Below are 19,939 nucleotides of genomic sequence, written 5' to 3'. Positions count from 1 at the left end.
TGGTTTCTGATTTTTTAGAATGGCTTCGAACCAGTTCTGGAAGAAACTGGGATGTGGTTCACCATGAACTGTTACCCCAAATTGACCCAATCTTTGAGAAGTCGCCAGAGCGGGTTCATGGCCTTGTTCAAGATCTGATCAAATCGACTGAGATTAAATCTTACTACCGTCATCAGGCCGAAGCGATTGGAAAAGCCTCCGAGGGAGCAAATGTCGCTCTTTCGACAAGCACTTCTAGCGGAAAAACCTTGTGCTATCAGGTTCCGGCCCTAGACCGTCTCATCAGGGATCCCGAGTCGCACGCTCTCATGCTGTTCCCCTTAAAGGCGCTGGAACGGGATCAACTGGATTCTTTTCGCGCTCTTTCCACAAAGATTGGCGTGAGCGCCGCTGTCTATGACGGAGACACACCCGAGTCGGAAAGAAAAAAAATCAGGAATAAGCCTCCCCGAGCCCTGATAACCAATCCTGACATGCTTCATCTCGGATTGCTGGCGTTCCATGAGTCATGGAGGAATTTTTTCAGGAAGCTGGCGATCATCGTTCTCGATGAAGTTCATACTTACAAAGGAATATTTGGAAGCCACGTTTCACAGGTATTGTTGAGGACAAAGAGGGTGTGCGCTCTGTACGGCGCTAAGCCCCAGTTCTTTTCATGTTCGGCAACCATAGGGAATCCGGGAGAATTCGTTTCTACCCTTATCAACGACAAAGTTCATGTAGTGGACAAATCCGGCGCCCCCTCTTCTGAAAGGCATTTTGTTTTCCTGAACCCGATTCTGAGCCCATATACGGTCGCATCAAGCCTTTTTGTAAAAGCTGTCGAATCGGGGCTCAAAACAATAGTGTTCACAAGGGCCAGAAAAATTACTGAACTCATAACTCTGTGGGCGCTGAACGAGGCCCCACATTTGAGAAACCGCATAAGTTCCTACAGGGCAGGCTTTTTACCGGAAGAACGGCGGGAAATAGAAGGAAAACTTTTTTCAGGAGCGCTCGACGGTGTGATTTCCACGTCCGCTCTGGAAATGGGAATAGACGTGGGAGGCCTTGATCTCTGCATACTGGTGGGATATCCCGGCACAATAGTCAATACCTGGCAGCGGGGCGGTCGGGTTGGCCGCCAGGGCAGGCCCAGCGCTATTGTCATGATCGCGGGCCATGACGCTCTGGACCAGTATTTTGTTCATAATCCCTCGGACTTTTTCATCCGAAAATGTGAAAAGGCGACGCTTGATCCACTAAATATAGAGGTTCTGAAAAAACATATCCCGTGCGCCGCCGCTGAAACCCCCATACATTCTTCAGAAAACTGGATCCGTACAAATCAGGCCCAATCGGCAGTTGAGAGTCTAGTAGAAAAGGGAGCGATCTACAAATCCGCGGATGGAGTTATCCATTCGATCAATCCTCGACCTCACAGGGATGTTGACTTACGAAATGTTGGAGGGTCCTACGCTATATTCCTCGAAGGGGGCAAGACGCCGATTGGGATATCGTCGGGCTCAAGGGCTTTCCATGAGTGTCATGAGGGAGCGATATACCTGCATCGAACCAGACAGTACGTGGTCACCAGGCTAGACCTTGAAAAAAGGAACGTATTTGTGCGCCCTTCTTCAGTAGGGTATTACACAAAATCAATTTCTGAAAAGGACACGAAGATTCTGGGGGCTCCTCTTCGTACTCGTGAGTTTCCCGGTTTCATTGCTCGTGAGGCCAGATTAAGGGTCAGTGAAAAAGTAACAGGCTATGAAAAACGTCGTACAAGCGGACAGGAGTTAATTGGCGTTGTTGATCTTGACTTGCCGACTCTGACTTTCGAAACGGTCGGTTTGTGGATCGAAATCCCGGATGAAATCAAGGAAGCAATAAAGAAATCGGAGTTTCATTTCATGGGTGGGATTCATGCCATGGAACATGCTGCAATTTCCATGTTCCCGCTGTTTGCGCTGTGCGAACGTGACGACATTGGTGGAATAAGTTGTCCGGATCATGAACAGGTCTGCCGGGCAGCCGTGTTCATCTATGATGGGCATGCCGGTGGTGTGGGATTGGCTCACACGGTTTTCGACGTTCTTGAGGAGCTTCTATCCACCACCTTGAATCTTGTAAAAGGATGCGAGTGCGAAACGGGCTGTCCGTCCTGTATTCATTCCCCAAAATGCGGATCTGGCAACAAGCCGTTGGATAAGGAAGCTTGCATTAAAATTCTTGACTGTCTTCTCCACTCCGAACTGCTGAACTTTCCCCAAAAAGCTATTCCCAAGAACTCTGAAACAAAGACTCCAGACCATCGTCAAGTCCCTAAAGACGAAAAAGCTGCTCACAGGATTAATGAACCTACTGCCAGGACGGAGGAACCCAAAATGAATTCAAAGCTCGACAAAGCAGACCATGTAGTTTTCTTCGATCTTGAGACCCAAAAACTCGCCGACGAAGTTGGCGGCTGGAAATATGTCTCCCGGATGAAAATGTCCATAGCGGTAACCTATTCGACCATTCATGGGTTCAAGACGTTTACCGAAGAGAACGTGGATGAGCTTGTAAGTTTTCTGACCTGCTCAGATATGGTTGTAGGCTTTAATCACATTAAATTTGACTATGAAGTCCTTAGCGCATATACGAATGAGAATCTGAGAGGCCACCGCAACCTGGACATGTTACTCGAAATTCAAAAAACCCTTGGGCATCGCTTAAGCCTGGATCATCTGGCCGAATTTACGCTGGGAAAACGAAAAAGTGGAAGCGGACTGGACGCTGCAAAATGGTTTCGGGAGGGTCGTCTTGACCTGGTGGAGAAATACTGTAGAGATGATGTTGTTATCACTAGAGATTTGTATCAGTTCGGGATAGAAAAAGGATACCTGATGTACCGGCGCAGGGACGGTGTAAGCTCAAGGATCCCCGTTTCCTGGAAAAATGACTCATGTTAAAGACTCTAACTTCAACCAAATTTCTCGTCCTGGTTTTCATGGTCCTTCAAGTTTTAGGATTTTCATTTATTTACCGTGATTACAATCGCCGGGTTTCGAGCCTTAAGAGTAGCAGAATTCAGTACCTTGGGAACCAGTACAACGCCACTCTGAATTCATACAGCCTTCTTACCAACACCATTTTTGAAGAGGTTATAGACCAGCCGGAAATTCTTTCTATCGTAGCAAAAGCATACAAATCCAAAGATCCTAAAATCAGGGCAATTGCACGTGGTGAACTGTTTGCGAGGCTAAACGACACCTACCAAAGACTTGTAGACAGGAACTTCAGGCAGCTTCATTTTCACCTTGCCAATGGAGAAAGTCTCCTTCGATTTCATATTCCATCGAGATTTGGGGACAACCTATTTGATTCCAGGCCCTCAATCAAGTTTGTGAATACAGCCAAAGTCAAAGTTGAAGGGTATGAGGAAGGTCTTGGCGGACCAGGGTTCAGGTACGTTTTTCCCCTTACTTTTCAGGGAATACATATAGGAAGCGCTGAATTGGGAGTCTCTTTCGAAGCGCTAAGGACTTCCATGGAAAAACTGTATGGACCGGAGAAATTCTCATTCTTGATCAAAAAAGAAGTGATTGAAAAAATTCCGGTTTCTGATGAGACGTTCAAATTTATACCCTCACCGTTTGGTGAAGATTATGTCTACGAGGATTTTGACAGAGAAACTTATTCCACCGCTCAATCCTTAGAATCCGATCGGGAAGCGATTTCTAGAATTTCCAGTCAGATCAAAGCTGAGGTCAGTCCACTAGTCCTTCTGGGCAAACCATTCTGTATAGGAGTCGCCGCCAATGATACCGATTACATCGCTACATTCGTACCCGTATTCAACATTGGCGGCAGGCAAAACGCATACATTTTTTCGTTGTTAAAGGATGCCAGTTTTTCGGTTCGCTGGAATGATTTGATCTTAAAATCAACAGGGTTCTCGCTTTTTCTGCTAGCTTTTTTCGCGTTTATTTACGTCGGAGAACGCAGTCGAGTTAAACTGGCCGATCAGAACAGGCGAATTGAAGAACAGACTTATCGCCTGAAGAATATAACGGACAACATGGTGGAGGCGATCTACGTATTGGATAGAAACGGCCAGGTGACGTTTGTCAATCCCGCTGCTGAAAGCCTGCTAGGATTGTCCTCACACGACATAGTTGGAAAAAGGATTGAACACTTTGTAGAGTTCCAGCAAGTCATGAATGGACAACTTCTATTCGTTTCAAGCACGGCATCGGAGGCTATAGAAAGGGACGCCAAGGTTTCACGAGAGGAGAGCGCTCGAATACTTCAAACAGGCAAGGTTTTTCAGATCTCATCGACATCGTCTCCAATTCTCGAAAAAGGTCGGATCATCGGCGTTGTGACTGTTGTAGAAGATGTTACGGAACGGAAAAATACGGAGATCGAACTCCGACGTAGCGAAATTCGATTGAGATCCGTCGTTGAAAACGCTTCGGACGCCATCATTACTGTCAATCCCTTTGGGAAGATAGAAACTTTTAATCCAGCGGCAGAAACAATTTTTGGGTTTTCAAAAGGGGAAGTTTTCGATAACAGCGCAAGCATCCTGATGTCGGAACCTTTTGCGTCAGGATTTGATGAATTCGTTAAGAAGGTAATGGCCAGTACTTCAGATAAGCCATATTCCCAAACGACCGAACTCCTCGCGAAACGAAAAAACGGCGAAACTTTCCCGGTTGAGTTGTCAATAAGTGAGGTCAGGTTCGGCGATCAAAGGATGCTTTTGGGCATCATCAGGGATGTGAGCGAGCGGAAAAGATTCGAACAGGAACTTATGGACGCCAAGGAACGGGCGGAACAGGGCTCAAGGGCAAAAAGCGAATTCCTTGCTAATATGAGTCATGAAATACGCACTCCAATGAACGGCATTATCGGAATGACACAATTGGCTCTTGAAACGGCGCTTACCGTCGAACAACGAGACTATTTGAATACGGTCAAATCTTCGTCGGAACTACTTCTCAAACTCATCAACGATATCCTGGATTTCTCCAAGATTGAAGCTGGAAAATTCGAGATAGACAATGAGGATTTCAAGCTCAGAGATACTTTGTCCGATACTATTCGCGGTCTTGCTCTCCAGGCGGAAGAAAAGGGACTGGAACTGATGTGTGAGGTTTCTGAGGACGTTCCTGACGACCTCTATGGTGACCCTGTCCGCATACGTCAAATCATAGTTAATCTGGTGGCAAACGCTATTAAATTCACTGAGAAGGGCGAGATTCTGGTTACAGCGGACTTGTGGAACACGGAAAACTCACGAATCACAATCCATTTTTGCGTGGCCGATACTGGCATAGGGATCTCTCCCGAAAAGAAAGAGAGGATATTTCAGCCTTTTGATCAGGCAGACACGTCAACTACCAGGCGGTATGGAGGAACAGGGCTTGGATTGTCCATATCAACTCGTCTTGTTGAGATGATGAACGGGCGAATATGGGTGGACAGCGAATTAGGCAAGGGTAGCAAGTTTCATTTCACAATTCAGTTGACGCCTGCTGTCACAGAGATTCGTGAGAATGAACTTGCGCCGACGGAATCACTGGAAGGGGTTAAAGTTCTAGTTGTTGATGACAATGTGACCAATCTGAAGATCCTTGAGGTTCAATTATCCAATTGGGGAATGGTAGTCACATCAACTCAAAATGGGTTTGATGCGCTGGACGTAATGAAAAAATCCTCGTCCACCAACGAGCCGTTTGCAATAGCGCTGATTGACTGCATGATGCCGGAAATGGACGGATTTCAATTGGCTGAGTCGATCAGAAGCGAGCCAGACATAAAAGACACTAAACTCGTGATGCTTTCTTCCGCTACGAGGATCGGAGATTCTCAGGATCTTGAAAAATATGGCCTGAAGTCATGGTTGGTAAAACCTGTCAAGCCATCCGAACTTCAGTCAAGCCTTCTAAGAGTTTTGGGGAGGCTGCGCCAATCCCCCAAGGAGGTGTCTGCAGATGTGGAAATTCCTAGGGACGCTCACCACAAAACGGCGAACATTCTGCTAGCGGAAGACAACGCCATAAACAGAATACTGGCTGTGAGACTCCTGGAAAAAGCTGGATACAAAGTGGTTTGTGCGGAGAATGGTCTTGGAGTCCTTAAATTATTAGGTGAACAACAATTTGATTTAATTTTAATGGATATTTCCATGCCGGAAATGGACGGATTCGAGGCGACCCGCCGGATCAGAGAGTCAGAGGCGCAAACAGGAGTCCATCTGCCCATAATCGCCATGACCGCTCATGCTCTCAAAGAGGATCGAGGACGATGTCTGGAGGCAGGGATGGATGATTATATATCCAAACCAGTGAATTTCAAGGAACTCTTCGAAAAGATTGATCGGAGTATTTCAGATTTATCCAGGACAGAGGCTATGCCTGAAAACTAGTTGCTAAACCCGCCAGGAGTCTTCATGTAAAGGATCCCGTATTTTTCTTTTATTTGACCATCAAGTTCCGGGGCGTTGGCGATGTCCAACGGCAAGGTCGAGTTAGACCAGATTTTAAGAAGAACCCGTTTTTCCCCTTTGGCTGCCAGATCTTGAATTGTGTCATATAATTGCTGAATGTTCACAACGTCCACATCTCCGATTTTGATCACTCTGTTCAAGAAACCGGTCGAATCGACCAGTCCATATTCCGGAAATATTTCGGAGACTATAACTATCTTCTGGTAGGGTATTTCCGGAAAAGATTCAGCGTATCTTGCTCTGAGAGTCTCGCCTGATTGTCCTAGATTTTCTATGCAATTCATCGTTAATTCGACAAAACCGATTCCGCCGAAGATGAAATAGTTCGCCATCGTGAAGATCTTGGGTACAAGGCGTGGCAACCCTGGAGTTACCTTGCCGAAAATGTCCAGTGTCTTTCCGTTTCTAATAACCTTTATATTTAATGGATCGCCAACGAGCTTGCGGTTGAGTATCTCGGAAAAATAGAGGCGTTGCGCCAACGGCTTGAAGTAAATCTCTCCGAAATTGTCTATTCTGAAACCGTCTATTTCAGTAATTATGTCTCCTGATTTGAGTCCAAAAGTGTAGGGTCCTCCACCAGGGATGATATAATTTAGCAAGACGCCCCCCTGCTCGGACCCTAAATGGAAATATTCCCTTAATCGAGGAAACATGAATTGAATGGCGTAACGCCAGTTTGGGATCAACTCCTGTTTGTCGAGGACCGAGGCAAGATGTTTGACCACATTTATCGGGATAAAATAATTTATCCGATCTCCTGTCCTGACCCCCTGAAAGGACATACCGACCACTTTACCGTCCTTGAGGACCGGCCCCCCGGAATTCCCCTGATTCTGTTGGAGCGAAGCCTGAGCTATGAGCCACAATTCGTGTGAATAAACATATCGTTTTACCTCTATCCGGCTTATTTCCCCCTGTTCCGACTTGCTTATTCTCTCTCCGCCAGATGGATACCCCCAACCCTGCACTTTGTCCCCAACACGTAGAGTGTCACTGTCTCCAAGCTCCAATGGTTCGATTGGGCCGTTTAATGACTCATAGACCCTCATGTCGGCGGGAGCCATTTCCAGGACCGCAAAATCCGCTGAATTGCATATTCCCAATATTCTAACTTCATATTGTCTCTTTTCGCGACCGTTTGAGACCTTGATGATTTCAGCCATGGACACAGCATGCGCGTTTGTTAGGATAAGTCCTTTTCGTCCAGGAAATAGCCTGTCATCCCTGAAAAAGAAGCCGCTCGCTTTAAGGTTCGAAAAATCCGGACTCTTCCACGGCTTGTGATAATACGGCGCCTTCTTTGTTATGAAGACACGCAGGACCTGCGTTTCGATGGCCCGGTTTTGTGACTCAGCCTGAGCCGAACCAGACACAAAGAAAACAAGACAAACCACAAACAGAAAAATAGAGCCTAAGCTGAGATGTCTCGTTGAGAAAATTTTCATAAACAAGCTTTTGATTCTGAACGTATCCGCTCGCCGGATGGAGGATGGACTTGAATATGTGACATGCGTCAAGAACTGGTCAGGAGTGGCCTGATCCAAGGGACGCATGTCAATATGTAAGCTGCGGGTTATGAGCAAACTGGAGCTTCTAATCAGCCTTCCAGAAACGGACGTAACCTCTTGCTGCGCGACGGATGCCTCAATTTTTTAAGAGCTTTTGCTTCAATCTGTCTGATTCTTTCACGTGTAACGTCAAAATCCTGACCTACCTCCTCAAGGGTATGGTCGGCTCGCTCCCCGATTCCAAAACGCATCCTGAGGACCTTTTCTTCTCGAGGCGTCAAAGTAGCCAGGACCTTTCTTGTTTGTTCGGTAAGACTCATTCCGACAACCGCGTCAGAAGGAGAGAGTATTTTCTTGTCTTCTATGAAATCACCAAGGTGCGAATCCTCTTCTTCACCGATCGGGGTCTCCAGCGAGATTGGTTCCTTGGCAATTTTTAGAACTTTCCGAACTTTCTCAAGCGGGAATTCCATCTTCTCGGCAATTTCTTCCGGGGTTGGTTCTCGCCCATATTCCTGGACCAAATACCGCGAGGTCCGTATCAGTTTGTTTATCGTTTCTATCATATGCACAGGTATACGAATGGTCCTCGCCTGATCGGCAATGGCCCTGGTGATAGCCTGTCTTATCCACCATGTGGCGTATGTGCTGAATTTGTATCCGCGTTGATATTCAAACTTATCAACGGCTTTCATGAGGCCGATATTTCCCTCTTGAATCAAGTCAAGGAACTGCAGCCCCCTGTTGGTGTATTTTTTGGCAATGCTAACTACCAGTCTCAGATTGGCCTGCACCAGTTCACTTTTTGCTCTTCTGGCAAGTCTCTCACCCTCCCTGCACCGGGCCAATGCTTCCCGGAGATGGTATTCATCCATGCCCGCTTCATTTTGAAGCTTGGCGATCTTTCTGATACCGTTGTCAATTTTGTTGTCAAGATCCAGAATCTTTTGTGGTGAGATGTTTGTATGTTTTTTTAGAGTTTTCCTGTCGTCGATAAAGGTCTTCCAAAAGATCAGACTTTCCCTGGCTTTATCAAGAGGCATTTTAAGTTCGTATTCGACTGCCTTGAGTTCTTCCCTGGATGTCTCAAGCTTGCGGACAAGGAACTTCAGCTTGCCTGCAATATGATCTATCATGTTGCTATTGAGATTAATGTTCTTGAGGCAGGTTATAACCTCAGCCCTGCTCTTTTCAATTTCGAGATCGTACTTGTCGATTTCTTCCGCAGAGTTTTCAGGCGCCATGGATCTTCTTAGATGCACAACTCCTTGATATTTCGCCTCAAGATCCTTCAGTTCCTGAATGAGGTTCAGGATACGATCCACTATCCCTGAATCGTCTCCATCCGGCATTTCTTCATCTTCAAAACCCCGGATAATTTCCTTAACACGGATGGCGCCCTTCTTAAGTTTGTCGCCAATAGCAAGCACTTCTTTGATTGTGACCGGACAGCCGATAATTACGCTGAAGACCTGTTGTTCTCCCTGCTCTATTCTCTTGGCGATTTCAACTTCTCCCTCTCTGGTGAGAAGCGAAACTCCACCCATTTCATGGAGATACATCTTGACCGGATCGTTACCCCTTACGACAGTGTCGGGTTCAGCCACCTTGACTTCTTCATCTTCGTCATCATCATCCGGTTTCTCTATGTCGAGGTCACGAGCCTTGGCGTCGGTCACAGGAAGTTTCTTGTCGAAAGGAACAAGTTCGACGTTGAACTCGGTCACAATCTTCATGAGAAGTTCGTCGATCTGCGCTTCACCGACCATTTCAGGCGGAATATGTTTGTTTATTTCGTCGTAAGTAAGATATTTTCTGGTTTTGGCCAGATCGAAAAGACCTTTGAATTCGGACTTGAACTTCGTTTCAGGCATGAAACCTTTTCTCCTTTTACCCCATTCGTGGCCGAGACTATTAGGCGTCGACAGCTAATACCTTGAAAACCAGGCATGCTCTCAACTCCTTAATCTTCGACCGATAACCAGTAATTCTCTAGCTAAATCGTTATACTGTTCATCTCCAGGAACGCATTTTCCAATCGTTTCCTGGATTTCAGACTTGCGTCTCAGGAGTCGCTTCAACCTGAGTCGATCAAGGGACTGATCAATTGCAAGCTCCCCGTCTACTTCGGGTCTAAGATCATCCTCTTCAGGTTTAGGTTGCAACCAGCTTGCAACCAGTCCCGCCATCTCGGAATCGTCAATAGAAAACGAAAAAAGCTTGGAATCGAATTCTCCTCTTTCATTTGAAAATCTTATGATCTCACGCGCCAACCGACCCAGTGAAGGATTCTCTATTTCCCTAAGGACTGCAGCTTCAATAACCCTGTTTATAAATCCCTGCAGAGTGAGCATTCCTCGGACCACATTTCTCTCATCAGCCGGGAAATCAAACAGGGTTGAGGCTGGCTTTTTCTTCGGAGAACCGTTCTGGGGGAACTGATTGACTTTGCTAGTCGTAATCGCCCGACGCAAACGTTCTTCCTTTATCCGAACTCGCGAAGAGAATCTTTCTATAAGATAATCTCGCTCTGAGGAATCGGCAATCTTTCTCAAAATAGGAACACATTCTTCGAGGGCTTTATTCCTTCCGGTTATTCCTTTCAAGTCGTACTGGATTTCCAACTGGTCAAGGAAAAAATCAATCATGGATTGTGATTTCGTCGCCAAAGCAAGGAAGGCCTCTGTCCCGATCCGATTTATTGCGGCGTCTGGGTCTTTATCTTCAGTGAGTATGACACATTCCGGCTCGATGCCTTCGGTCAAAAATATCGGCAGAGATCGTTTAACCGCTCGTAGTCCCGCCTCGTCTCCATCAAAGATTGTCACGATTCTGTCTGTGAAACGTTTTAATAATTTGGAGTGTTCGGTCGTCAGGGACGTTCCGAGTGGCGCCACAACGTTCTCGATCCCACGCGCGCGAAGGGAGATCTGGTCGAAATAACCTTCTACCAAGATCACAAACCCTGTTTTTCTTATCGCTTCTCTAGCGGAATCTAGTCCAAAAAGAATATTCTTTTTCTTGAAAATGTCAGATTCTGGAGAGTTGAGGTACTTTGGATCGCCATCCCCGAGCGCTCGACCACCAAAGGCAATGAGTTCGCCGTTCAACCCTCGTATCGGAATCATGATCCTGCCCCGAAAGTAATCGTAGTAGCCTCCACTAGGCTTTTGACGAACAAGGCCAGCGCTTAACGCATCCTGGATGCCCAACCCTGAACCAGATACAAGGCTTTGAAAACCATCCCATGAGTCTGGAGCGTACCCCAAACCGAGAAATTCAATCCACTCTGGGCTCAATCCTCTGTTGAGGAGGTATTTCATGGCAGCGTGATCAGATTTCAAACTTTTCACAAAGTACGACTGCGCAACGTTGAGGACCTTGGATAATCTTTCCCGTACGTTTTCCCTCTTCTCTTGCGCTCTTTCCATTTCAATAGCGACGCCGTATCGTTGGGCAAGCAATTTCGCGGCTTCAACAAACGAGAGATTCTCGATCCTCATTACAAAGTTGAAAACGCTCCCTCCTACGGCGCAACCGAAGCAGTGAAAAATACTCTTTTGAGGTGAAACATACAAAGATGGATCTTTGTCTCCGTGAAAGGGACAAATCCCTCTGTAATCTTTCCCCGCTTTCTTGAGTTCTATATAGCTGGAAATGACCTGAACTATGTCGGCCGCTACGGCGATTTCTGCGATCTTGGATTCCGGAATCCTCATATTTTTACTCCGGCCTCAAATCCACCATCGTCACACCGGCGCCACCTTCCTGCGGAACTCCAATCCGGGAGTCCACTACCAGCGCATTATTGGCCAAATACTCAGCAATCGCCTGTCTTAGGCGACCCGTGCCTTTGCCGTGTATGATCCTCAGTGACTTCAAACCGTTGAGGATCCCATTGTCGATGGCCTTTTCAACAACTGGGAGGGCTTCATCTACGCGCATCCCGATGACATTCACCTCCCAATCGGGTTTAGTGAAAGGGATATCTACCCCAAGAACGGATTTTTTAGAAGAATTTTTTTTGCTATCAGGTCTTTTAATTAGTGTCAAGTCTTCAGGATCCACCCTTACGGTAATGTTTCCAATAAGCACATCCAATTTTCCGCGGTCAGCCGAGGACCTTAAAGCGCCCTGCTTCCCAAGCGATTTTATCTTAACTATGGACCCTACTTCCCATTGCTTCTTGGGCTTGACCAAAGGGGTCTGTAATTTTTCCACTATCCCGGATTTTATTTCCTGAAACTTCTCATGAATCTCTCTGCCGGATCTTACCTGGCCTGATTTCAGGGATTGCCTCAGGCCGGCTAGATCTTTCTCTGCCCTCTTTAGGAGTTCTTGCGCTTCGTGTCTAAAAGTTTCAGTAAGTTCCGCGCGCTTTTCACGCGCTTCTTTTAGTTCCTGATCAAGCTCATCTTTTAGGGACTGAATTTCTTGACGGGATTTGTCCAGGGATTCGAGTTTATCTCTCAAGCTGGCGATCAAGGCTACGCTACCGCCTGCGGCCTGGTCCGCATACTCCCTTGCAAGGCTGACAACGTTTTGTGGTAGACCTAGAGTTTCAGCGGTGGTGATGGCGTGGCTTTCTCCTGGTAGATCATATACCAATCGAAACGTCGGCTTCATAGTGGACGGGTGAAACTCCACGCTCACGTTTTTGGTGTCAGGTTTCGATAGGGCATAGGCCTTGAGCTGAGTTAGATGTGTAGTGACAACTACATGAGTCCTCTTTGACTTTAGATCGTCAATAATGGCCATTGCAAGGGCTGCCCCTTCATCGGGATTGGTGAATCCACCTAGCTCGTCCAGGAGAACCAGATCTCCGGGTTGCGCCATTTCAAGAATGGCTTTAATACGAATTAAATGGCCTGAAAATGAAGATACTCTCCCTCGTATATCCTGTTCTTCTCCGATATCAACCATTATTCGGGGAAATACACGGATTTTGACGCCCTCTCTAGCTGGAATAGGTATTCCACACCTGGTCATGAGTGGAAATAGGCCTGCTATTTTCAACGCTACAGTTTTCCCGCCCATATTGGGCCCACTAATGATTGTGACAAGAGTATCAGCGTCCTGAATCACATCCATCGGAACGACGTCAACGCCTCCAGAGGCCAAAAGCAACGGATGCCTTGCCCCTGGAATGTGGAAGCCATGCTCCGTCAATTCAGGCGCATGACACCCTATCCTGATTGAGTACATAGCTCTAGCCTGATACGCGTCAAGTTCAGCCAGAGTTTGAAAGTTGGTTGTCAAATCGGGCAGAGATAACCTTATTTCCTCAGTCAGGATTTTGAATACCCTGAATATGGCCTCTCTTTCTTCGTCAGCTAATGACGCCATCAGGTTGTTCTGTTCAACAACTTCAAATGGTTCTACATACACCGAAGCGCCTGACCGCGAATGGTCGTGGACTATTCCATTCATGAGGCCTTTGAATTCCGGGCGTAGCAAAATTACGTACCTGTCACTTCGAACTGTTACATAATCTTCCTGAACAATCCTCGAAAGATCCTGATCCTTGATTATCCGGTCAAGACGCTTGTGGATCTTCGACCTCAAAGCAACCGTTTCTTCCCGAATCCGAATCAGCTCAGAGCTCGCGTTTGGCTTCACTGCTCCATTTTCATCCAGAGACCTTTTAAGAAGCGTTTTCAGCGGAGAGACCGTCGTCAAGAGAGCATTGTACCCCCTCAGTAATACAAAGCGATCGTCAAGGTCAGAAAGTTTTCGCTTTACCGTCGAGGTGACGTCTAGTAACTCGCGGATAGCCAGGATTTCTTCCGAATCCAGCACTGAACTTAATCCCGTCAGTTTCTGAAAGACACCTTCCAATGGGGCGACGCCGGCGAATTGGAACTCCCCGTCGAGCTGGATTGCTTCCTTCATCTCTAGCGCCAGGCGCAGATTTCTTTCAATGGTGGGACCATCCGTTTCTGGAACGCTGTTTAGGACATGAAGCTTCCCTGACATTGAACCAGCGTGCCCGGCCACTTCATCCAACACACTCGGCAACTCAAGCGCAATGACACTCTCATTAAGTAAATCCTGCATTTATCCCTCGAATCGTAATTCGTTTTGAAGGGCTGCTACTGGAAGATCCACAGAAGATGGTAAACTAACGTGTACCCACTCCTCCCTTGTTCAAGAGACAGGAGAGAACACTGCTCTCCGGCAGTACGTCTATAGTCGGACGGGAACCCCCTCGGAGGCTAAATATTTTTTGAGATCCCTTATTGGTATTTCCCTGTAGTGAAATATCGAAGCCGCCAGAGCAGCGTCAGCCCCACCCTTTAGGATGGCGTCGCGAAGATGTTCCGGTTTGCCCGCTCCACCAGAAGCAATAACCGGGATGCCCACGATATCTGTCACAGCTCTGGTCATAGGAATATCATAACCATCCTTGGTTCCATCAGCATCCATGCTTGTAAGCAATATTTCACCGGCTCCAAGAATTTCGACCTTGCAGGCCCATTCGAGGAGATCGAGTCCGGTCATCGTTCTCCCACCGTGTATCGAGATTTCGAAACCGGAAGGAGTGGTCCCTGTCTTTTTTCCATCAATTGCCACTACTATGCATTGACTGCCGAACATCAGTGACGACTCTCGGATTATCTCGGGATTGCGGACTGCAGCGGTGTTTAGCGATACCTTATCGGCGCCTGCGTTTAAGAGCCTTCTGATATCAGATGTAGAACGAACGCCGCCACCTACGGTCAATGGCATAAACACCTGCTCAGCGGTGCGAGACACAACATCAAGTATAATATCCCTTTTTTCATGGGACGCCGTAATATCAAGAAATACCAGTTCGTCAGCGCCTTCCTCATCATAGAAACGGGCGTTCTCTACGGGGTCCCCGGCGTCCTGCAGGTTTACGAAGTTGACACCTTTTACGACTCGCCCCTGATTCACATCAAGACAAGGAATTATCCTTTTAGCTAACATTAGAATCCTCTGTCAGAGCAATGGCTTCTCTAAGGTCAATTTTGCCCTCATATAGAGCCCTGCCGATGATAACACCCTCGACGCCATCTTTTTCAAGCGACAGCGCCTTTTTCACGTCCTTCAGCGTGGTTACTCCTCCCGACAATATGACGGGCGTTCTCACGGCCCGAGAGAAATCGGAGGTTGACGCGAAATTAGGTCCCTTCATCATGCCATCTCGTTCGATGTCAGTGTAGATAAAAGCAGCGGGCGCCTCGGCATCGAAGATTCCGGCCAATTCCCTGGCATCCTGGTCCGTAGACTGGGTCCAACCTTGCACAGCCACCCTGCCGGCCTTGGCGTCGATTCCAATAGCTACTCGACCTGGAAATTTCCTCAGTAGTTCAAGGGTAAGTTCCGGATTGGTGGCAGCGATCGTACCGACAATGATCGTATTAATCCCTATATCGAGGTACATCTTCACAGTTTCGACGTCTCTTATGCCACCACCGAGTTCCGTTCGAACATTAACATTTCGGATTATATCTTTTATGACCTGGAGATTTACGGGGCGCCCATCGATGGAACCGTCAAGATCCACAAGGTGAATTTTTTGGGCCCCCATTTTTTCCCACATAAAGGCTTGATCCACCGGGTTTTCGTTGAATATTGTAGAAGATTCCATTCGTCCCTGTTTGAGACGAACACATTTTCCATCTTTAAGGTCTATTGCGGGGATAATTATCATGCTGGAAAGCGCCTAAAATAAAAAGCCCCCTTGAACAGGGGGCTTTTGGTGTAGATTTTATAGCTGATTGATCTTATTCAACCGGCAGGTAATATACAAACGGCGGCCAAGGAACGATGAACTTCCACATGGGGACGGCCACAGGGATTGGGGGCGGCCCACAGCTTACTGGAGCGCATGCCGGCATTTGAGGGGCCGGATACTGCATTTTTACCTGAATGGAAGTCGTCAGCTTCGCCGGTTTCACGGCCTTCATAACTTTTGGGGCCGGAGGAGGTGGACATCCACCTATGCCGCAAGCTGGCGCCGAAGCCGGCATAACCATTGGTTCTGGCGCTGCGACTGCGCCCGCAAATGTCCCGGCCCACACTGCGCTCGTCGAAACAACGGCGACCAGAATGAAACCGAGAATCGCTAACTTTTTGACCATACCCTTAATCCTCCTTTCGAAACACTGATTATATCTTTGTAACTCTAATGTCATCTTTGGGGCCAGTTAAGGCCTACTTCTTCACCTTGCAGGGCATCGGAGGCGGAGGCGCCATCGGAACACCACAAACCGGTTTCATTTTGATGTAGTTAGCCTTCACGTATACGCAACGCGGAACCTTCTTTTCAAAACAGCACCGATCCGTGCCCCTCGGCCAATCATACTCTCTGTCAAAGTGTTCGACCTTGATGTCTGTAACCGGCACCAGCCACTCATAACGACCAGGAGCGACAGGATTCGGATATGTCTGGGGGTTGCCATAGAATGCAAGCGGGGTGCGCGGCCACGCAACGCCTGCTAGATAAGGAGCGACTACCCGAACTTTTCTCAGCTGAGCTGGAACAGGGGTAATTACTTCCGTTATCTGGGAATAATTAGTAGCCGCAGGACCACACACTGGGGGTAGTCCCGGGGGTGGCGGCATATAAGCGCTCCCTCCACCGGGGCCGCCGGCAAAGGACATCGTGCTAGCGCCGCACAGCGCAAGAACCAGTAGGCTCAAAAGAAACAAACGTTTAACCATACCCTCAATCCTCCTTTCAACAGTTCCTCCCAAAAAACCGCTCGGGAGACCCGTAAAAAACATTCCCGGATAAATATCCGATATATTCCGGAATGTATTTTTGGTATCAAATCGCACAGCAAATGTCAAGCTATTTTTTGCCTGACGCCTCTCTAGACTGCATGCCGGTTACATACTTCATAAGTCCTCAAACCATGAACCTTTACCGGCTGACGCCCGAATGATAACTCAACATCCGGTCGCCCTCTTGAAAAACTTGTTAAACAAATATAGTTTATTGACGCTAACGATTTTTATCAGAGCTTGTGAACTAAGTCAAGGTTTATTTTGATTTTTACCTCTATCACTGATTTCGAGCCTAAATCATCCCATAACCGCCGTCTACACACAATACCTGCCCTGTTATGTAATCGGAGTCGGTAGAGGCTAGAAATACAAACGCCGGACTAATGTTCTCCGCCGTCCCAAAGCGTTTCATCAATATCCGGTTCATGTAAATCTCTCTAAGCTTTTCGTCGTTCCGAATCTTTTCAGTCATGTCGGTTTCAACTATGCCTAATGAAATGACGTTAGCGCAAACGTTGTAACGCGCCAACTCCCTCGCGACACTCTTTGTAAGGCTTAAAATTCCTCCCTTGGCAGCCGAGTAATTCACTTGCCCTACCGTTCCGACTAATCCGGCGACTGAACTGACATTTATCACCTTGCCGTATTGCTGTTCCTGAAAATACTTAGAAGCCGCTTGAACACACAGGAACGGACCTTTCAAATGCGCGTCCACGACGGCGTCCCATTGCTCTTCGGTCATCTTTGTCAGCATAGCCGGTCTCGTAAATCCTGCATTATTTACCAATATATCCAATCGGCCGAACTCCTGTTTGGCTACACTCATCATATTTTCCACTTCAGTTTTAGTCGCCACATCCGCCTTTACGGCGACAGACCTACGTCCCAGCCTTTTAATTTCTTCAACCAGTTCAGTCGCTGGTCCCTCACTGGATGTGTAATTTATCAGAACATCCGCCCCTTCTTTGGCGAAAGCCAAAGCCACATTTCTTCCAACGCCTCTGCTGCTGCCTGTGACAACCGCCGCTCTGCCCGCAAGTTTCATACTACCTCCTGGAAAGTATGCGACATGATTTAAGACTGTTGATCTATTGAAACATTTAACAGAGAGGAGACCAAAAAAAAAGCCCTGAGACGTGCTCAGGGCGTGAAAGGAGGTATGGATATGGGTTATCGTGTCGTTTTGCGTCCCAGCTCATCTCCGCACGGGCTGTATAATATGCGGACTTCTTTTTGACGGCAAGGTGTCGCTTCTCAATAACCCTTGCATTAACAGACATTGGCATGCAACAAAAGTTCCAAAGTTTTATTTTAGCCCTAAAAAAGTTGCGCCCAAGTTCCAGCTATCACCAAATCGATCATGGGGTATAAACTACCACAATGAGTTTTGACGCCTTTTGACTGAGGTTCCGTAAGTGGTGAGCCGCCCCCGAGTCAAAATGCAGGGTGGCCCCTTTCCTCAGTTCACTGATATCATCTCCGACTTTGACCTCAACCCGACCTTCTATTACATACATGAATTCTTCACCTTCATGCTTGTAAGCAACCATCTCATGCTCTTTCTTTGGATCCAGTGTCACTAAATAAGCCCACAGATGCTTGTCTTGCGCGTCGGGTGTCAGACTCTTGTATGAATACGCCTTAGTCCTTTTCAGGTAGCTCTTCCTACGTTCTACTTTGCGGTCTTCGGAAAGCAATGATGCGGAATCGACTGCGAGCGCCCGCGAGATCTGGATTAATGTCCCTACTGGGGGGGCAATCTTCCCGTCTTCCAAATCTTTTAGATATTCAATTTCGAATCCTGTTTTTTGGGATAGTTGTCCAAAATCCAGTTTCAGCTTTTCACGCATCTGTCGAATCTTGTCGCCTACAGTGATGGATTTGACAGGCTTCTTTGCCATGAGCGATCTCCCTTGAAAGTAAAATTGTGAACTCAAGTATAGTTAAACGTGAGCGAATCAATAAAGGTCAGGTCTCTTGCCTCCTTTGACCTTGGTCAGTTCCCTGGCGATTACAATCCGCTGCACCTGATTGGTTCCTTCAAAAATTTGAGCTATTTTTGCGGATCTCATGTACATCTCAACCGGATAGGACCTCATGTATCCATAGCCACCAAGAATTTGGACGGCTTCTGTGGTTACCCGCATGGCCATATCCGTGGCGAATCTTTTGCCCATGGCCGCTTCCAGAGCGCATTGTTCTCCAAGATCCATCAGTGACGCCGCTCTATAAATCATTAATCGAGCCGCTTCTATCTCGGCCGCGAGATCAGCCACGAGGAACTGTAGCCCTTGGAATGACACAATTGGACGACCAAACTGAACTCGCTTTTGCGCGTAATTGAGGGCATAATCGAACGCCTGTTGAGCAAGACCCACAGCGCAGGCGCCTATACCTACACGTCCTCCGTTTAATGCGCCAAGGGCCATGTTGAATCCTTTACCTTCTTCTCCAACTCTATTACTGTCCGGAATGAAGCAGTCCTGGAAGTGAAGCTCCGTAGTTGGTGATGCGTTCAGGCCCATCTTAGGCTCGTAAGGCCCAAACGAAAAACCGGGCCTTCCCTTCTCCACTACTATTGCGCTGATTCCTCTCTGTTTTTGGCTTTCATCGGTTCTGACCATAACAGCGTAAAGGTCTGCCACACCTCCATTAGTGACGTAAAGTTTCGTGCCGTTAATCAAGTAACCGCCATCAACTTTTGCCGCTGCGCAGTTAAGGTTTGCGGCGTCTGATCCAGCGTCCGCCTCGGTCAATGAATAGGCGCCCATCTTTTCGCCCAGAGCCAAAGGCTTTACGAAACGTTCACGCTGATCTTCGTTTCCATACTGGTAAATTAAATTTACCACCATGTTATGAACGCTCATATAAACCGCGGTAGCGAAACAACCCTTTGCGAGCTCTTCAAAAATGAGAGCGGCTGTTAATCTGCCTACACCGGTTCCTCCGTACTCCTCTGGAACATACAAGCCAGTAAAGTCAAGTTGGCCCATCTTGTCGAAAGCCGCCCTGGAAAAAGTGTGTGTCTCTTCCCATTCTCTAGCGTTTGGGGCCAACTCCTTGGCGGAAAAATCCCTGGCGGCTTTGCGTATGAGCCGCTGTTCGTCGTTGAGCTTAAAATCCATGAGAAATCTCCCAAAAGAATTGTGTGGGTTAAGTGCGCCTCACATGAATAACCGGATTGTGATTTTTG

13 protein-coding genes are annotated in these 19,939 nt (G+C 47.4%); 2 read left to right on the top strand and 11 right to left on the bottom strand.

Annotated features, from left to right (window positions below; all coding sequences use genetic code 11):
* The first annotated feature begins 53 nt into the window (after positions 1-53).
* Both WC647_17760 and WC647_17755 read left to right on the top strand, forming a co-directional pair.
* A complete protein-coding gene (locus tag WC647_17760) occupies positions 54-2,933 on the top strand; it encodes a DEAD/DEAH box helicase (protein ID MFA6224150.1) in 2,880 nt (959 codons plus the stop codon).
* Positions 2,927-6,397, top strand: a complete 3,471-nt coding sequence (locus tag WC647_17755; GenBank protein MFA6224149.1) for a response regulator — start codon at positions 2,927-2,929, stop codon at positions 6,395-6,397. Before WC647_17760 ends, WC647_17755 begins: the two co-directional genes overlap by 7 nt.
* On the opposite strand, the gene WC647_17750 is transcribed toward WC647_17755, so the two are convergent.
* The 11 genes from WC647_17750 to WC647_17700 form a co-directional block, all read right to left on the bottom strand.
* Complete coding sequence (locus WC647_17750) at positions 6,394-7,926, bottom strand: trypsin-like peptidase domain-containing protein (GenBank protein ID MFA6224148.1); 1,533 nt, start codon at positions 7,924-7,926, stop codon at positions 6,394-6,396. The two genes, WC647_17755 and WC647_17750, sit on opposite strands and share 4 nt — an antisense overlap.
* 152 nt (positions 7,927-8,078) lie before the next feature.
* Positions 8,079-9,863, bottom strand: a complete 1,785-nt coding sequence (rpoD, locus tag WC647_17745) for an RNA polymerase sigma factor RpoD (protein MFA6224147.1) — start codon at positions 9,861-9,863, stop codon at positions 8,079-8,081.
* A gap of 81 nt (positions 9,864-9,944) precedes the next feature.
* Positions 9,945-11,708, bottom strand: coding sequence for a DNA primase (gene dnaG, locus WC647_17740; GenBank protein MFA6224146.1), 1,764 nt, complete (start codon positions 11,706-11,708; stop codon positions 9,945-9,947).
* A gap of 4 nt (positions 11,709-11,712) precedes the next feature.
* Positions 11,713-14,046, bottom strand: coding sequence for an endonuclease MutS2 (locus tag WC647_17735; protein ID MFA6224145.1), 2,334 nt, complete (start codon positions 14,044-14,046; stop codon positions 11,713-11,715).
* A 129-nt stretch (positions 14,047-14,175) separates the two neighbouring features.
* A complete protein-coding gene (hisF, locus tag WC647_17730; GenBank protein ID MFA6224144.1) occupies positions 14,176-14,940 on the bottom strand; it encodes an imidazole glycerol phosphate synthase subunit HisF in 765 nt (254 codons plus the stop codon).
* A complete protein-coding gene (hisA, locus tag WC647_17725) occupies positions 14,930-15,667 on the bottom strand; it encodes a 1-(5-phosphoribosyl)-5-[(5-phosphoribosylamino)methylideneamino]imidazole-4-carboxamide isomerase (protein ID MFA6224143.1) in 738 nt (245 codons plus the stop codon). The genes hisF and hisA overlap by 11 nt, the downstream gene beginning before the upstream one ends.
* 73 nt (positions 15,668-15,740) lie before the next feature.
* A complete protein-coding gene (locus tag WC647_17720; GenBank protein MFA6224142.1) occupies positions 15,741-16,097 on the bottom strand; it encodes a hypothetical protein in 357 nt (118 codons plus the stop codon).
* Between the two features lie 73 nt (positions 16,098-16,170).
* Positions 16,171-16,680: a hypothetical protein gene (locus WC647_17715; protein ID MFA6224141.1), complete on the bottom strand. Its 510-nt coding sequence runs from the start codon at positions 16,678-16,680 to the stop codon at positions 16,171-16,173.
* Between the two features lie 358 nt (positions 16,681-17,038).
* Positions 17,039-17,791, bottom strand: a complete 753-nt coding sequence (locus WC647_17710; GenBank protein MFA6224140.1) for a 3-oxoacyl-ACP reductase family protein — start codon at positions 17,789-17,791, stop codon at positions 17,039-17,041.
* Between the two features lie 313 nt (positions 17,792-18,104).
* The gene (locus tag WC647_17705; GenBank protein MFA6224139.1) at positions 18,105-18,647 is read right to left on the bottom strand and encodes a cupin domain-containing protein; all 543 of its coding nucleotides are present in this window, start codon (positions 18,645-18,647) and stop codon (positions 18,105-18,107) included.
* Between the two features lie 57 nt (positions 18,648-18,704).
* A complete protein-coding gene (locus WC647_17700; protein ID MFA6224138.1) occupies positions 18,705-19,871 on the bottom strand; it encodes an acyl-CoA dehydrogenase family protein in 1,167 nt (388 codons plus the stop codon).
* Positions 19,872-19,939: the final 68 nt, after the last annotated feature.

The sequence above is a fragment of the Desulfomonilaceae bacterium genome, from assembly GCA_041662605.1.
Lineage (GTDB): Bacteria > Desulfobacterota > Desulfomonilia > Desulfomonilales > Desulfomonilaceae > CAJBEZ01.
This window is presented reverse-complemented; position numbering and strand designations above follow the sequence as displayed.

Excerpts from the sequence above, each read along its gene's own strand:
- WC647_17710 (MFA6224140.1), bottom strand. The coding sequence starts at position 17,791 with ATGAAACTTGCGGGCAGAGCGGCGGTTGTCACAGGCAGCAGCAGAGGC.
- WC647_17720 (MFA6224142.1), bottom strand. The coding sequence starts at position 16,097 with ATGGTCAAAAAGTTAGCGATTCTCGGTTTCATTCTGGTCGCCGTTGTT.
- hisF (MFA6224144.1), bottom strand. The coding sequence starts at position 14,940 with ATGTTAGCTAAAAGGATAATTCCTTGTCTTGATGTGAATCAGGGGCGA.
- dnaG (MFA6224146.1), bottom strand. The coding sequence starts at position 11,708 with ATGAGGATTCCGGAATCCAAGATCGCAGAAATCGCCGTAGCGGCCGAC.
- hisA (MFA6224143.1), bottom strand. The coding sequence starts at position 15,667 with ATGATAATTATCCCCGCAATAGACCTTAAAGATGGAAAATGTGTTCGT.
- WC647_17705 (MFA6224139.1), bottom strand. The coding sequence starts at position 18,647 with ATGGCAAAGAAGCCTGTCAAATCCATCACTGTAGGCGACAAGATTCGA.
- WC647_17735 (MFA6224145.1), bottom strand. The coding sequence starts at position 14,046 with ATGCAGGATTTACTTAATGAGAGTGTCATTGCGCTTGAGTTGCCGAGT.
- WC647_17715 (MFA6224141.1), bottom strand. The coding sequence starts at position 16,680 with ATGGTTAAACGTTTGTTTCTTTTGAGCCTACTGGTTCTTGCGCTGTGC.
- rpoD (MFA6224147.1), bottom strand. The coding sequence starts at position 9,863 with ATGCCTGAAACGAAGTTCAAGTCCGAATTCAAAGGTCTTTTCGATCTG.
- WC647_17755 (MFA6224149.1), top strand. The coding sequence starts at position 2,927 with ATGTTAAAGACTCTAACTTCAACCAAATTTCTCGTCCTGGTTTTCATG.
- WC647_17700 (MFA6224138.1), bottom strand. The coding sequence starts at position 19,871 with ATGGATTTTAAGCTCAACGACGAACAGCGGCTCATACGCAAAGCCGCC.
- WC647_17750 (MFA6224148.1), bottom strand. The coding sequence starts at position 7,926 with ATGAAAATTTTCTCAACGAGACATCTCAGCTTAGGCTCTATTTTTCTG.